Origin of the sequence: Agrobacterium sp. YIC 4121, from assembly GCF_002008205.1 — a bacterium.
Lineage (GTDB): Bacteria > Pseudomonadota > Alphaproteobacteria > Rhizobiales > Rhizobiaceae > Agrobacterium > Agrobacterium leguminum.
On record NZ_MRDI01000003.1, the window covers coordinates 584,423 to 596,977 of the forward strand.

The window sequence follows — 12,555 nt, forward strand, 5'->3', positions numbered from 1 at the left end:
TAGGGAAGGACCATAAAATGCGCGTTTATTATGATCGTGATGCCGATCTCAATCTCATCAAGTCCAAGAATGTCGTCATCGTCGGTTACGGCTCCCAGGGCCGCGCCCATGCGCTGAACCTCAAGGATTCCGGCGCCAAGAACGTCGTCATCGCCCTGAAGGCCGGTTCGCCGACCGTCAAGAAGGCCGAAGCCGACGGCTTCAAGGTCATGACCGTTGCCGAAGCCGCCAAGTGGGGCGACCTGCTGATGATGGCGACGCCGGACGAGCTCCAGGCCGACATCTACAAGGCCGACATCGCCGGCAACATTCGTGATGGCGCAGCAATCGCTTTCGCGCACGGCCTCAACGTTCACTTCGGCCTCATCGAGCCGAAGGCATCGCTCGACGTCGTCATGATCGCGCCGAAGGGCCCCGGCCACACGGTTCGCGGCGAATACCAGAAGGGCGGCGGCGTTCCCTGCCTCGTTGCCGTTCACCAGAACGCTTCCGGCAATGCGCTTGAACTCGCTCTCTCCTACGCCTGCGGCGTTGGCGGCGGCCGTTCGGGCATCATCGAAACCAACTTCAAGGAAGAGTGCGAAACCGACCTCTTCGGCGAACAGGTCGTTCTGTGCGGCGGTCTCGTTGAACTGATCCGCGCCGGTTTCGAAACGCTGGTCGAAGCCGGTTACGCACCGGAAATGGCCTATTTCGAGTGCCTGCACGAAGTGAAGCTGATCGTCGACCTGATCTATGAAGGCGGCATCGCCAACATGAACTACTCGATCTCCAATACGGCCGAGTGGGGCGAATACGTCACCGGTCCGCGCATCATCACCGCCGACACCAAGGCTGAAATGAAGCGCGTTCTGCACGACATCCAGACCGGCAAGTTCACCTCCGAGTGGATGCAGGAATGGAAGGCCGGCGGCGCACGCTTCAAGGGTATCCGTCGCAACAACGACGCACACCAGATCGAAGAAGTCGGCGCCAAGCTGCGCGGCATGATGCCCTGGATCGGCAAGAACAAGCTGGTCGACAAGGCCGTCAACTAAGCTTCATTGCTTGTTGGGAAAATATGGAGGCCGGAGCGAAAGCTCCGGCCTTTTTGTTTTCGATGTGCTATCAAACGATTGTATCGTCTTCCTCGATAACCACCGAAACAGGGAAGTGATCGGAGAACCCACCGAGATTGACGTTTTTGACCGCATCGCCTTTCGACAGGCCGAAGCGGATCGGCCCCTCATTCTTGCTGTGGCTGACCATGGCGGGAATGGCTTCGATTTTTGCTGTCTCCTCGCGCGCCTTGAAGCCGCTGCTACCGGTCAGAAGCGATCTGGAAACGAGGATCTGATCAAAGATATTGGCATCGCCGTTGAAATAGAGCGTGCCATAGATGGTTCTTGCCGCGCCGACGGAATCGACCACCGGCTGGCGCAGGTAATTCCAGGTGAGATTGTAGAACATGGCCGATTGCGAGTTTTCGACATCGTCCCGCTCGCGGGTGGAATTGGCGTGGTAGCGCAGCGAGGCATCGGAAGGATCGTCGTTGAAGTCGCCGAAGGCGATGACGGCGATGTCGTTGCCTTTTTCTTCCCTGATGCGCTGGTGCCAGTAGCCCAGCGTTTCACCGGCCGTCATGCGAAAACCGGCGCTTTCCACCGCGCCGCCAGAGCGCGACGGCCAGTGATTGGAGAGCGCGATAAGCTGGCGGCCGCCCTTGGTGATGAAGGTGCACTGGGTAATGTCGCGCGTGCCGGTGCGGCGCATCACGAAATGGCTGAAAATCTCGTTCTCGTTGATCAGCAGCTTTTTGCTGTCATAGATGAAGGCGGTATCGATACCGCGCTGGTCCTTGCTGGAATCGGCATGCACGACCCGGTAGGAGCGCGCGGGCATGAGGTCGTTCAGATGTTCCGCCAGCGTCTCCAGAACGAAACGGTTCTCGACTTCGCAGACACCGAGCAGATCCGGTCCCGCGCCGCCGATCTGGCTTATGATCAGACCGAGCTGTTTGACCTTGGTTTTGAACAGGTCCTCGGTCCAGCCTTTCAGATCGTTCTTCAGCCGCTCGGCAATCCACGGCTCGCGCGCCGGATAGCCCTCCGGCGCAAACAGGTTTTCGACATTCCAGAACGCCAGGACATATTGGGTCATGATCCGCACACCTCCGGTTGGTTTTTCAAGCCTAGTGGAAGTTTTTGCCATAACAACTTGAAATTGTCATGAAGGTGGGCGGCCGGCACAATTTTCCCGTTCTTGGCCTTACGTCGTCGGCGGAATGACACCCTTCGTCAGAAGGAAGCAGCCATAAAACCGGGTTTCGCCCGTGGTGATGACGCAATAGGCTTTTTTTGCCTGCTCGTAGAAGGCGAAGCGCTCGATGCCATACATGGGCGCGGATTTTTCCTCCGCCGCGTCGATTTCCTTCTGCACTTCCACCTGTACCGGCTCCAGCTGATCCGGCGCGCCCATCACTTCCATGCGGCCGACGGAAGGCTGCAGCGGCGTGTCGAGCGGCAGGACGGACAGGATCGCCTTCATGGCGCGGGCTGCGGAGACGTTGTCGATATGCAGCACCTTGCCGACGGTCGTGTGGCGGGCAACCGAATCGGAGGGGAAGTTGGTGTCGGAGATCACCAGCGTATCGCCGTGACCCATGGCGCGCAGTGCGTGCAGGACATCGGCATTCAGCGCCGGGTCGATATTTTTCAGCATGTCGTCAAACTCCCATGATGCTTTCGCCGTGTTGCGGCGCGCGCGCAATCCAGCCGGAAAACCATGCCGCGTCAATCGCAAAGGTGTGATTGTGAAGCTTTGCGCAAGGGTGTATTTGGCTTTGTCCGCAAAATCGGGTCTTAAGGCAGGTCGGTTGCGGGCAAGGTGCGGGGAGGCAGAAATAATTCGAAAAACTGATAAGTCAGTATTGCTGACGTATCGACATTTCTGTAAAGATGCACGCATAAAAACGACACAAGAGGAAACGTACCCATGCTCAATTGGGAACAAATTTTCGCCACGCGCTCTTCGCGCATGAAAGCGTCCGAAATCCGTGAGTTGCTGAAGCTGCTCGAGCAGCCCGATATCATCTCCTTTGCCGGCGGTATTCCGGACCCGGCTCTTTTCCCCGCAGAGGAGTTCCAGCAGGCTTATGCGGAAATTTTTTCGGGTTCGCAGGTCAACTCGGCGCTGCAATATTCGGTGAGCGAAGGTTACAAGCCGCTGCGCGAATGGCTGGCCGGCGAAATGGCCGAGATCGGCATCGACTGCACCGCCGACAATGTCTTCATCGTTTCCGGTTCGCAGCAGGGTCTCGATTATCTCGGCAAGCTGTTCCTGTCGCCGAAGGATACGGCGCTGGTGACATGGCCGACCTATCTCGGCGCGCTTTCCGCTTTCAACGCCTATGAGCCGAATTACGACCAGCTTAATCCCGGCGGCAACCGCACGCCCGAGACCTACCGTGAGAATGCCGCCAAGCTCGGCGGTGCGGTGAAGTTCGCTTATCTCTCGGCCGATTTCTCCAACCCGACCGGCGAAACCGTCGATCTGGCCGGCCGTGAAAAAGTTCTGGCGCTGGCCGATGGACTCGATATCGCCGTCATCGAAGACGCCGCCTATCAGTCGCTGCGTTATGATGGCGAGGCTGTTCCGCCGATCATGGCGCTCGACATCGCCCGCTCGGGCGGCATCGAGAACACCCGCACCATCTATTGCGGCAGCTTTTCGAAGACGCTCGCACCGGGCCTTCGCGTCGGTTACATCGTCGCTTCCGCACCGGTTATTCGCAAGCTGGTGCTGATGAAGCAGGCCGCCGACCTGCATTCCTCCACCATTAACCAGATCGCCATCGAACGTGTCGCCTCGCGCGGTTTCGACAAGCAGGTTGCCAAGATCAAGGCAGCCTATAGCGCCCGCCGCGACGCGATGCTGGCCGCACTCGACAGATACATGCCGAAGGGTACGCGCTGGACGAAGCCGGAAGGCGGCATGTTCATCTGGGTGACGTTGCCGGAAGGCATGGACGGTGCGGCGTTGCTGGCGAAATCCATCGCCACGGAAAAGGTCGCTTTCGTTCCCGGCCGTGCCTTCTTCGCGGATGGCTCCGGCACGAATACGCTGCGCATCAGCTTCTCCTGCGCCAATGAGGCGATGATCGAGGAAGGCATGAAGCGGCTTGGCCGGTTGATCGCGACGGCGCAGGCGGAAACGGGTGAGGCGCTGCCGGCGATTTGAGGGCGGCGGTTCTCGGCAGCGACGGAGGTTGTGGCTTCACCCCCTCTGTCCTGCCGGACATCTCCCCCTCAAGGGGGGAGATCGACTCGCGGCTAAGGTATCGCCTGTCGCAAAAGTTGAAAATGAAGTGCTGTCAGCGCCTCTTGCCGATCTCCCCCCTTGAGGGGGAGATGCCCGGCAGGGCAGAGGGGGGTAGCCCCAGCCTCTAAGAGAACTTGCGTTCTTCCGCCCCGTTGCTCTCAACGTTGGAGCGATCACACCCCAAAAATCCTGCCTGTCACATACATGTTATGCAATCATGTTTTAGCGGTCCCACCAAACAACAGGGACTGGACCCATGAAAACTCTGCTCTCCGCTTTCACCGCCATCGTGTCGCTCGGCTTCATCGCCACCGCCGCCAATGCTGCCGATCTGGTGCTTTACACCAGCCAGCCCAACGAGGACGCGCAGGCGACCGTTGATGGTTTCAGGGCCGCCAATCCCGGTCTCGAGGTGGAATGGGTGCGTGACGGAACGCCGAAGATCATGGCCAAGCTGATGGCCGAGATCAATGCCGGCAATCCGGTTGCCGACGTGCTGCTGATCGCCGACACCGTGACGCTGGAGCGCATGAAGCAGGCTGGCCAGCTTCTCGCCCACAAGTCCGCGGAAGCCAAGAACATCGATGCCTCGCTCTACGATGCGGACGGCTTCTATTACTCCACCAAGCTCATCACCACCGGCATCATGTATAACACTGCCGCCGCAATGAAGCCGACGAGCTGGAAGGATCTGGCCAAAGCGGAAGCCAAGGGTCTGGTCACCATGCCAAGCCCACTGACATCGGGTGCGGCGCTGATCCATGCTCAGACGCTTGCCGCCGCAAACGGCCTCGGCTGGGATTATTACAAGCAGCTGAAGACCAATGAAGCCATTGCCGGCGGCGGCAACGGTGCGGTTCTGAAGTCTGTCGCGTCGGGCGAAAAGGCCTATGGCGTGGTCGTCGATTACATGCCGATCCGCGAAAAGGCCAAGGGCGCGCCGGTTGAGTTCGTTTTTCCGGAAGAGGGCGTTTCGGCCGTCACCGAGCCGGTTGCGATCATCAAGGGCACGAAGCACGAGGAGGCGGCGAAGAAGTTCGTCGATTACGTGCTGTCGGAAAAGGGCCAGCAGGGCTTCGTCAAGCTCGGTTACATCCCGGTTCGTGCCGATGCCGGCATGCCCGAAGGTTTCCCGGCCCGCGACAAGATCAAGGTTCTGCCGCTCAACGCTGCCGATGCGCTGAAGAACTCCGAGCAGGACCTGAAGACTTTCTCCGATATTTTCGGCTCCAAGGGCTGATATAGCGGAATGACCCGTTCCAATGCCTATGGAAGCAGCCAGCCGCGCTGGCTGTTTCCTTTTGTGGTCAGCGTTGTTTTTGCGCTCAGCGCCCTGCCGCTCGGGCGGCTCGCCTATACCGGCGTCATCTCGTCACTTAATGGTGACATATGGCGGCTTCTCGCCGATCCTGCCCTTTGGGATTCGGCGCTGAACACGCTCTCCACCTCGTTTTTCGGCATGCTGATTTCGCTTTTGATCGGCGGCGCTTTCGCACTTGCGCTGACGCTTTGCGACATTCGCGGCAAGTCGATCCTGAGCTTCCTGTTCATGCTGCCGATGATGATACCGCCGCAGGTGACGGTGCTGTCGTGGATCGGCATGACTGGTCCTTCGAGCACGCTGTTGAAGGCTATTGGCCTTGCGCCGCCGATGGGATCGCCGCAGCCGCTTTATTCGATAGCGGGTATCGCGCTGCTGCTCGGTGTGCAGCACGCGCCGCTCGTCTATCTGTCGCTGCGGGCCGGTCTGCTCGCTTTGCCGCAGGACGGCATCGAGGCTGCGAAGCTCTCCGGCGCTTCGCCGCGCCGGGTGCTGTTCGATATCATCCTGCCGCTGTCGACGCCGGGATTGATCGCCGGGGCGGCAATTTCCTTCGTCTCCAGTGTGGGCAATTTCGGCATTCCGGCGATCCTCGGCATCCCCGCCTCGATCTTTACCCTGCCGACGCTGATCTACAGCCGTTTTGCCAGTTTCGGCACCAGCACATTCGGCGATATTGCCATCCTCTCCACCATGATCGCAATCATCTCCGTCGCCGGGCTTGCGCTTCAGGAACGGGCGATGAAGGGCAGGGACTATCGCATCATCGGTCTTTCCGGCAAGGCGGCGACATTCCGGCTTGGGCTGTGGCGGGTGCCGGCGGAGCTTGCCCTGTGGCTCGTGCTGTTCTTCATGCTGGTGGCGCCGCTGACGGCACTGGTGGCAAGCTCGCTTGCGCCTGCCTATGGCGTGCCGCTCAGCCTCAAGACAGCGACGCTGCATGCCTATGAGGAATTGCTTTACCGCCAGAGCGTGACGCGTACCGCCTTCCGCAACTCGTTGTTTCTGGCGACCGCCACCTCGCTTTGCTTGCTGGCGGTGACGGTGCTGACGGCCTATTTTCTGGTGCGCGGCAAGAGCCGTTTCATGTTCCTGCTTTCGGCGCTGGTGGATATTCCCTATGCGTTGCCGGGGGTGGTGATTTCCGTCTCCTTCGTGCTGCTTTTCGCGGCCCCCATCCCGCTTGTCGGCATCACGCTTTACGGCACGATCTGGATCATTCTGCTCGCCTATTTCTCCTCCTTCTTCGCCGTCAGCCTGAAACCCATGGTCAGCGCCTTCCTGCAATTCGATCCGTCGCTGGAAGAGGCAGCAAGGCTCTCCGGCGCCGGTTTCTGGCGGCGGCTGAAGGATATCATCCTGCCGCTGGTCGGGCCTGCGGCGGGGGCATCGGTCATCCTCGTTTTCCTGATCGCCTGCAACGAGCTGACAGTCTCGGCGCTGCTGTGGTCGGCCGGCACCCAGACGCTCGGCGTGCTCATCTACAACCTCGATGACAGCGGCAGCTTCGATCTTGCCTCGGCACTTTCGGTGCTTGTCGTCATCATGGTGATTTTCCTCATGGCTCTGCTGGAAATTCTGGGGCGCCATCTGCCGAAAGGAGTGGTCCCTTGGCGAAACTGATCCTCAACCGCCTGTCGAAGAGTTTTGGTGCCGGTTCGAAACCAGCCGTGGACGATGTGTCGCTGACGGTGCGTGACGGCGGTTTTCTCGCTCTTCTCGGGCCTTCCGGCTGCGGCAAAACGACGGTGCTTCGCATGATCGCCGGTTTCGAACAGCCGACCGACGGTTCCATCCTGCTCGGCGAGCGGGTGCTGGCCGATGCCGGCAGCATGGTGCCGCCGGAGCGGCGCAACATGGCGATGGTGTTCCAGTCCTATGCGCTGTGGCCGCATATGTCGGTTGCCGACAATGCCGGTTATCCCTTGAAGGTGCGCGGTATTTCAGGTGAGAAATATCGCGACAAGGTGCGTCAGGCGCTTGCCGCCGTCCGCCTCGAGAGCTTCGCCGATCGCCGTCCCGCCGAATTGTCCGGTGGCCAGCGGCAGCGCGTGGCGCTCGCGCGCTGCCTCGTTACCGAGCCTGACGTGGTGCTGCTCGATGAGCCGCTCGCCAATCTCGACCGGCATCTCAGGCAGGAGATGGAGGAGACATTCCGCGAGTTCCACATCCGCTCCGGTGCGACGATGATCTATGTCACCCACGATCAGGCGGAAGCCATGGCGCTGGCAACCGATGTCGCCGTGATGTCGCAGGGCAGGCTGTTGCAGGTCGCGCCACCGGCGGAGCTTTATGCGCGGCCCGAAGGCAGGCTGGTCGGCTCGCTGGTGGGGCAGGGGGCGATCGTGACCTTGCCGGCGCCCGAAGGGACTTCGCGCGATCTCGACTGGTCGGTGCTTAGGGCAGCGATGGAGAGCGGCGGGCAATCGCCGCACGCGGATATTCTTGTGCGGCCACAGGATGTGGTGCGGGATGCAGAGGGCATCGCCTGCACCGTCACCTCGGTTCTCTACGAGGGCGAGCGTTATGCCCTACGTCTCGACCTGCCGGATGGGCAGGCGCTCAGGGCCTATTCGCGCGAAGCGGTTGCAGTCGGAGACCGTCTGCCGGTGGTCATTCGCGCGGCGTGGCGGCTTTAGTGCGATAATTCTACTTCCCTCATCCCTGTGCTTGTCACAGGGATCCAGCCGACGCGCGTCTGCGCGGTGAAAAGAGCCCTTTCAGCCCAATGACTTGGGCTGGCCAGATTCCTGTGACAAGCACAGGAATGAGGGCGGGTGAAGGACGTGGTCCTGGCTACTGGCGAGGCGGAGCGACACCGGCTAAGCTTTCCCTGTAGCAATAGGATTGATTCATGTCGCTTCGGCTTGCCACCTTCAATATCGAAAATCTCCTCACCCGTTTCGATTTCACCGGCTTTCGCAACCAGACGCGGCGAGACAGGGCGATCCAGCTTTTCGATATTCGCGACGAGGCGACCTATCAGGCGCTGGAAAGCGCGCGGATGGTCTCTTCCACCGACGACACGCGCCAGCTTTCGGCACTCGCCATCGCCGATGCGGATGCCGATATTCTCTGCCTGCAGGAAGTGGACAACATGGCCGCGCTGCAGGCGTTCGAATATGGCTATCTCTATCGCATGGTCGGCAATGGCTACCTGCAGAAATATCTGGTCGAGGGCAATGACAGCCGCGGCATCGATGTCGCCGTCGTCATGCGCGAGGAGACGCGGGACGGCGACAGGATCGAGGTGGTCGACATCAAGAGCCATGCGGCGCTGACCTATCGCAATCTCGATCTCTTCAATCCCGCGCTTGCCGCCACAAACCAGATCGACGACAAGATTTTCAAACGGGATTGCCTGGAAATCGATCTGAGAATCGGCGGCAAGCCGCTGACGCTTTACGTCACGCATTTCAAATCCATGACCAATGCCCGCGATGCCGTCGACGCCCGCATCGCCACCATGCCGATCCGCGAGGCGGAGGCAATGGCCGTGCGCCGTATCATCGAAAATCGCTGGGGCGTGGGCAATACGCGCCACAAGAATTTCGCGATCTGCGGCGATCTGAACGATTATCAGGAGCGTGTCGCGATTTCCGGCGACAGGCGCAGCGGCTACAGCTTCACGCCGGTCGAGGAGGAGCGCAGCGCGCTCGATATCCTCTCGGCCGATGGTTTCGTGGTCAATCCGATGATGCGCCGTGATGTCATGGATCGCTGGACGCTCTACCATTCACGCGGGCCGCAGGAGCAGCATCTGTGCCAGCTCGACTATATCTGGCTGTCCCCGCGTCTGGCGGAGATGAACGCCACGCATGTTCCCGAAATCATTCGCAATGGGCAACCTTTCCGGACGATATTCCCGCCGGGACAGGAGGTCGAACGTTATCCCCGCACCGGCTGGGATCGTCCGAAGGCTTCCGATCATTGCCCCGTGGTCATGACGCTGGATTTGATCTAGTCGAAGCAAAACCCGCCGCCGGCGATGTTCTTAGCCGTTCGCGACCTTTGGGAAATAGGTTGCCCAGACCCGGTTGCGGCCCGCACGCTTGGCTTCGTAAAGCCGGTCGTCGGCGATGGCGATCAACTCATCCCAGCTATTGATCGCACGCGCTTCCTGCCAGACCACGCCGAAACTTGCCGTCAGCGACAGGCCGCTTTGCTCATCGATGGTCTGGGCTTCGATCAGGCGGCGAAGGCGGTCGGCCGTGGCCGTCGCCGTGGCATGGCTGACATCCTGCAGCACGACGACGAATTCCTCACCGCCATATCGGGCGAGAATGTCGTGCTTGCGCAATGCGCTGCGCAACAGGCCCGCGGTCTTCTGAAGCGCGATGTCACCCATGGCATGGCCGTAACGGTCGTTGATCGATTTGAAATGGTCGATATCGACAATCATCACGCCGAGCGACTGACATTGCTCCTCGCCCGTCAATATGGAGCGAACCGCCTTTTCGAGTGCACGGCGGTTGAAGACGCCCGTCAGCGCATCGGTTTCGGAAAGGGTGCGCAGCTGCTCGGCCAGCGCACGCTGCTGGTTTTCCATTTCGCCCTTCTGGCGAAGCTGTTCGCGCAGGAAATCCAGTTCCTCGAACATCTTCTTCACTTCCGGCGCAACCCTGTCCTCATGATTGCCCTCGGAAAGATCACCGCCGGCGATGGCGGCGATCTGCGTCTGGACGGATTGCATGGGACGGAACAGCGCGGTTTTGTAAACCGATGTCAGCCGCAACAGCACCAGCACAGCGATGCCGGCGAGAAAGAGCGAGGTGCCGCCATAGATCAGGGCCTCCTGTTTTTTCTTTTCGATCCGCGCGCGCGTTTCGGACAGAATAAGGTCGCGCAGGGTGTCGGACGACCGCATGCCGGCAATATAGTTTCTGGAGAACTCAAGTGCGCTTGGCTGGGCGGATGGCACCGCCATCACGATCGTGTTCTGCGCGTAACGTAAAGCCTGACCGAAATATTGGGTTTCAAGATCGCGCAATGCGCCGTCCAGTCGCGGCGTCGAGAGATAGGCGGCGGTATAATTGGTCAGCGACGCTTTCAGCGACAGCAGGCTCTGCATCTCGGTATCGAACTTGGCGCGATAACCGAGCTTTTCCTGCCTGTTCGCCTTGAGACTCATGATGACATAGGAACCGAGGCGACCGATACGGTCGCGCATCACGCCCGCCGTGCCCGTCATGGCGATGTCGATCGCCACGTCGGGCGTCACCTTGATGATGGCGCGTGCGGCCCTGCCGCGCAGCAGATTGACGCTATCCGCCGCCTTGAACATCGATGCAATCGCATTGGACATCGCGCCGTGGTTACGCGCGTCAGGGGGGAGCGCGGCAACCTGATCGACCAGCTCTCGCGATTGCTCGAGCTTCTGGCGGGTATCAGCAAGCGACTTCGCCAGTTCAGGCTGTGTTCTGATATCGTTGGCGAAGGATTTCTCCAGCTCCGACAGCTTGTCGTCCGTTGCCTTGCGCGCGGCGGCAAGCCCTTCGGTCAGCCTTGCATCCGGCACGGATGCACCCATCAGATTATTGGCGGGGCCTCGCTCGGCCGACACCAGCCATGCGGACTGGAGAGCGGTTTCAAAGCGGCTGAGCTGCGCGGCATTGGTGCGATAGCGCAGATAATTATAGACGCTGGGCAGCGCGGCAAGGGTTGCCAGCAGGATGGAGCTTACGGCGATGATGATCGTGCCCGTCAGCTGGATTTTCTGTATGCTCGCGCGCATATGATGCGTTGTTCTCACTGGAATGGTTATGTTTCATCGCCATTCTAGTGGTGCTGCGTAAATACTTCGCTTATTTTCCGGGCCTTCTGCTACAATTGCGATCATGCGGACAGTCCGGCCGGCGACGGTGTGGAAAAGCGGTCTGTCGATGCCACGGCGTTAGTTTTTACTTTACACCAAGTCAGAATCTGATAGTTGGCAAGGCACTGGCTTGCCCTTGTAGCTCAGTTGGTAGAGCACCTGATTTGTAATCAGGGGGTCGCGGGTTCGAACCCTGCCGGGGGCACCAGTAAAATCAATCGCTTAATCCTGAAATCTATTTGGTTGAATGAACCGTGTGACGGGTGACGCTTTGCGTTTGCCGCTGCCGGTGGTTGAGCCCTGATGAAACTGGAGTGACCGGCTTCGGCCTGCCAGCCCGGGAAACTCTCGCATCGGGAAGCCGGTTTAGCCCACTAGAAGGCGAGATCGGGAAGGGCGGGGCATCCGCCAGAGTTGTAAAGCCCCAAGGTTTAAGCATATTGTTCGGCAGATAAGTTGAGCAACAGCGGGCGCTTTCAATGGATGCATATGGTCATTTGCGGATATTGGTAAGCCTCATCCTCGGCCTGGCCATTACCAGGGTGTTGTCCGGACTTTCCAGAAGGTTGCAGGAGCCGCAGAAAACCGACCGTATGCATGCGCAGATCGTCTGGTCGATTGCCCTGCTTCTGGGAGCTGTCCATTTCTGGTGGTGGGAATTTGCCCTGCGGCTGATCCACAACTGGAATTTCTGGATTTACATTTTCGTTCTGGTCTACACGTCGCTGTTCTTTTTGATGTCGACGCTGCTTTATCCCGATCACATTCAGGAACTGTCCGAGCGGGAAAGTTTTTTCGTGCGCAGGCGACATGCGTTCTTTGCCCTGTTTGCCGCCTCGTTCGTCTTCGATCTGGTGGACACCTACATCAAGGGCAGGGAACATTTCGAACAGCTCGGGCCATGGTATCTGGCAAGGATAGTCGGCGGTCTGCTTATCGCGATTGTGGCGATGAGAACCGATAGCAGCCGCAAAATCATGTGGCTCGGTGTTATCTGGCTCTTCTTTAACGCGCTCTGGATAACGGCGATCTACAGCGACCTGTTCTAGCTCCTTCAGCGGCAAAATAACCGGACCGCGAGACGGGCCTGCGAGTGGAACGCGCAAGCGCACAATGCGGG

Annotated in this window: 10 protein-coding genes and 1 tRNA gene; 8 read left to right on the top strand and 3 right to left on the bottom strand. The window is 59.6% G+C overall.

Translation table 11 applies throughout. The annotated features are described in order from the left end of the window. The first annotated feature begins 17 nt into the window (after positions 1-17). Entirely contained in the window at positions 18-1,037 is a 1,020-nt protein-coding gene (gene ilvC / locus BTE54_RS07065; protein ID WP_046798127.1) for a ketol-acid reductoisomerase, read from the top strand. A 70-nt stretch (positions 1,038-1,107) separates the two neighbouring features. Here ilvC and BTE54_RS07070 read toward each other — a convergent pair whose 3' ends face one another. Both BTE54_RS07070 and BTE54_RS07075 read right to left on the bottom strand, forming a co-directional pair. Then, positions 1,108-2,139 carry an endonuclease/exonuclease/phosphatase family protein gene (locus BTE54_RS07070; RefSeq protein ID WP_078051885.1) on the bottom strand — a complete coding sequence of 344 codons (1,032 nt, stop codon included), beginning with the start codon at positions 2,137-2,139 and terminating at the stop codon, positions 1,108-1,110. Between the two features lie 108 nt (positions 2,140-2,247). After that, complete coding sequence (locus tag BTE54_RS07075; RefSeq protein WP_078051886.1) at positions 2,248-2,700, bottom strand: RbsD/FucU family protein; 453 nt, start codon at positions 2,698-2,700, stop codon at positions 2,248-2,250. 273 nt (positions 2,701-2,973) lie between these two features. Between BTE54_RS07075 and BTE54_RS07080 the strand changes: the two genes are divergently transcribed. The 5 genes from BTE54_RS07080 (at position 2,974) to BTE54_RS07105 (ending at position 9,584) form a co-directional block, all read left to right on the top strand. Continuing rightward, positions 2,974-4,218, top strand: a complete 1,245-nt coding sequence (locus BTE54_RS07080; protein ID WP_078051887.1) for a PLP-dependent aminotransferase family protein — start codon at positions 2,974-2,976, stop codon at positions 4,216-4,218. Positions 4,219-4,555: 337 nt separating this feature from the next. Continuing rightward, entirely contained in the window at positions 4,556-5,539 is a 984-nt protein-coding gene (locus BTE54_RS07090; RefSeq protein WP_078051889.1) for an ABC transporter substrate-binding protein, read from the top strand. A gap of 9 nt (positions 5,540-5,548) precedes the next feature. Further along, entirely contained in the window at positions 5,549-7,243 is a 1,695-nt protein-coding gene (locus BTE54_RS07095) for an iron ABC transporter permease (protein ID WP_078051890.1), read from the top strand. Further along, positions 7,231-8,259, top strand: a complete 1,029-nt coding sequence (locus BTE54_RS07100; RefSeq protein WP_078051891.1) for an ABC transporter ATP-binding protein — start codon at positions 7,231-7,233, stop codon at positions 8,257-8,259. Before BTE54_RS07095 ends, BTE54_RS07100 begins: the two co-directional genes overlap by 13 nt. 215 nt (positions 8,260-8,474) lie before the next feature. Continuing rightward, the gene (locus BTE54_RS07105; protein ID WP_121490413.1) at positions 8,475-9,584 is read left to right on the top strand and encodes an endonuclease/exonuclease/phosphatase family protein; all 1,110 of its coding nucleotides are present in this window, start codon (positions 8,475-8,477) and stop codon (positions 9,582-9,584) included. 30 nt (positions 9,585-9,614) lie between these two features. On the opposite strand, the gene BTE54_RS07110 is transcribed toward BTE54_RS07105, so the two are convergent. Then, positions 9,615-11,354, bottom strand: a complete 1,740-nt coding sequence (locus tag BTE54_RS07110; protein ID WP_078051892.1) for a GGDEF domain-containing protein — start codon at positions 11,352-11,354, stop codon at positions 9,615-9,617. Positions 11,355-11,567: 213 nt separating this feature from the next. Here BTE54_RS07110 and BTE54_RS07115 point away from each other — a divergent pair. Together BTE54_RS07115 and BTE54_RS07120 are read left to right on the top strand one after the other, a co-directional pair. Next, positions 11,568-11,643 (top strand) — tRNA-Thr (locus BTE54_RS07115). A 271-nt stretch (positions 11,644-11,914) separates the two neighbouring features. Further along, the gene (locus BTE54_RS07120) at positions 11,915-12,484 is read left to right on the top strand and encodes a hypothetical protein (RefSeq protein WP_065655864.1); all 570 of its coding nucleotides are present in this window, start codon (positions 11,915-11,917) and stop codon (positions 12,482-12,484) included. The last annotated feature ends 71 nt before the right edge of the window (positions 12,485-12,555 follow it).

Coding starts and splice junctions, on each gene's coding strand:
- ilvC (WP_046798127.1), top strand. CDS start 18: ATGCGCGTTTATTATGATCGTGATGCCGATCTCAATCTCATCAAGTCC.
- BTE54_RS07070 (WP_078051885.1), bottom strand. CDS start 2,139: ATGACCCAATATGTCCTGGCGTTCTGGAATGTCGAAAACCTGTTTGCG.
- BTE54_RS07075 (WP_078051886.1), bottom strand. CDS start 2,700: ATGCTGAAAAATATCGACCCGGCGCTGAATGCCGATGTCCTGCACGCA.
- BTE54_RS07080 (WP_078051887.1), top strand. CDS start 2,974: ATGCTCAATTGGGAACAAATTTTCGCCACGCGCTCTTCGCGCATGAAA.
- BTE54_RS07090 (WP_078051889.1), top strand. CDS start 4,556: ATGAAAACTCTGCTCTCCGCTTTCACCGCCATCGTGTCGCTCGGCTTC.
- BTE54_RS07095 (WP_078051890.1), top strand. CDS start 5,549: ATGACCCGTTCCAATGCCTATGGAAGCAGCCAGCCGCGCTGGCTGTTT.
- BTE54_RS07105 (WP_121490413.1), top strand. CDS start 8,475: ATGTCGCTTCGGCTTGCCACCTTCAATATCGAAAATCTCCTCACCCGT.
- BTE54_RS07110 (WP_078051892.1), bottom strand. CDS start 11,354: ATGCGCGCGAGCATACAGAAAATCCAGCTGACGGGCACGATCATCATC.
- BTE54_RS07120 (WP_065655864.1), top strand. CDS start 11,915: ATGGATGCATATGGTCATTTGCGGATATTGGTAAGCCTCATCCTCGGC.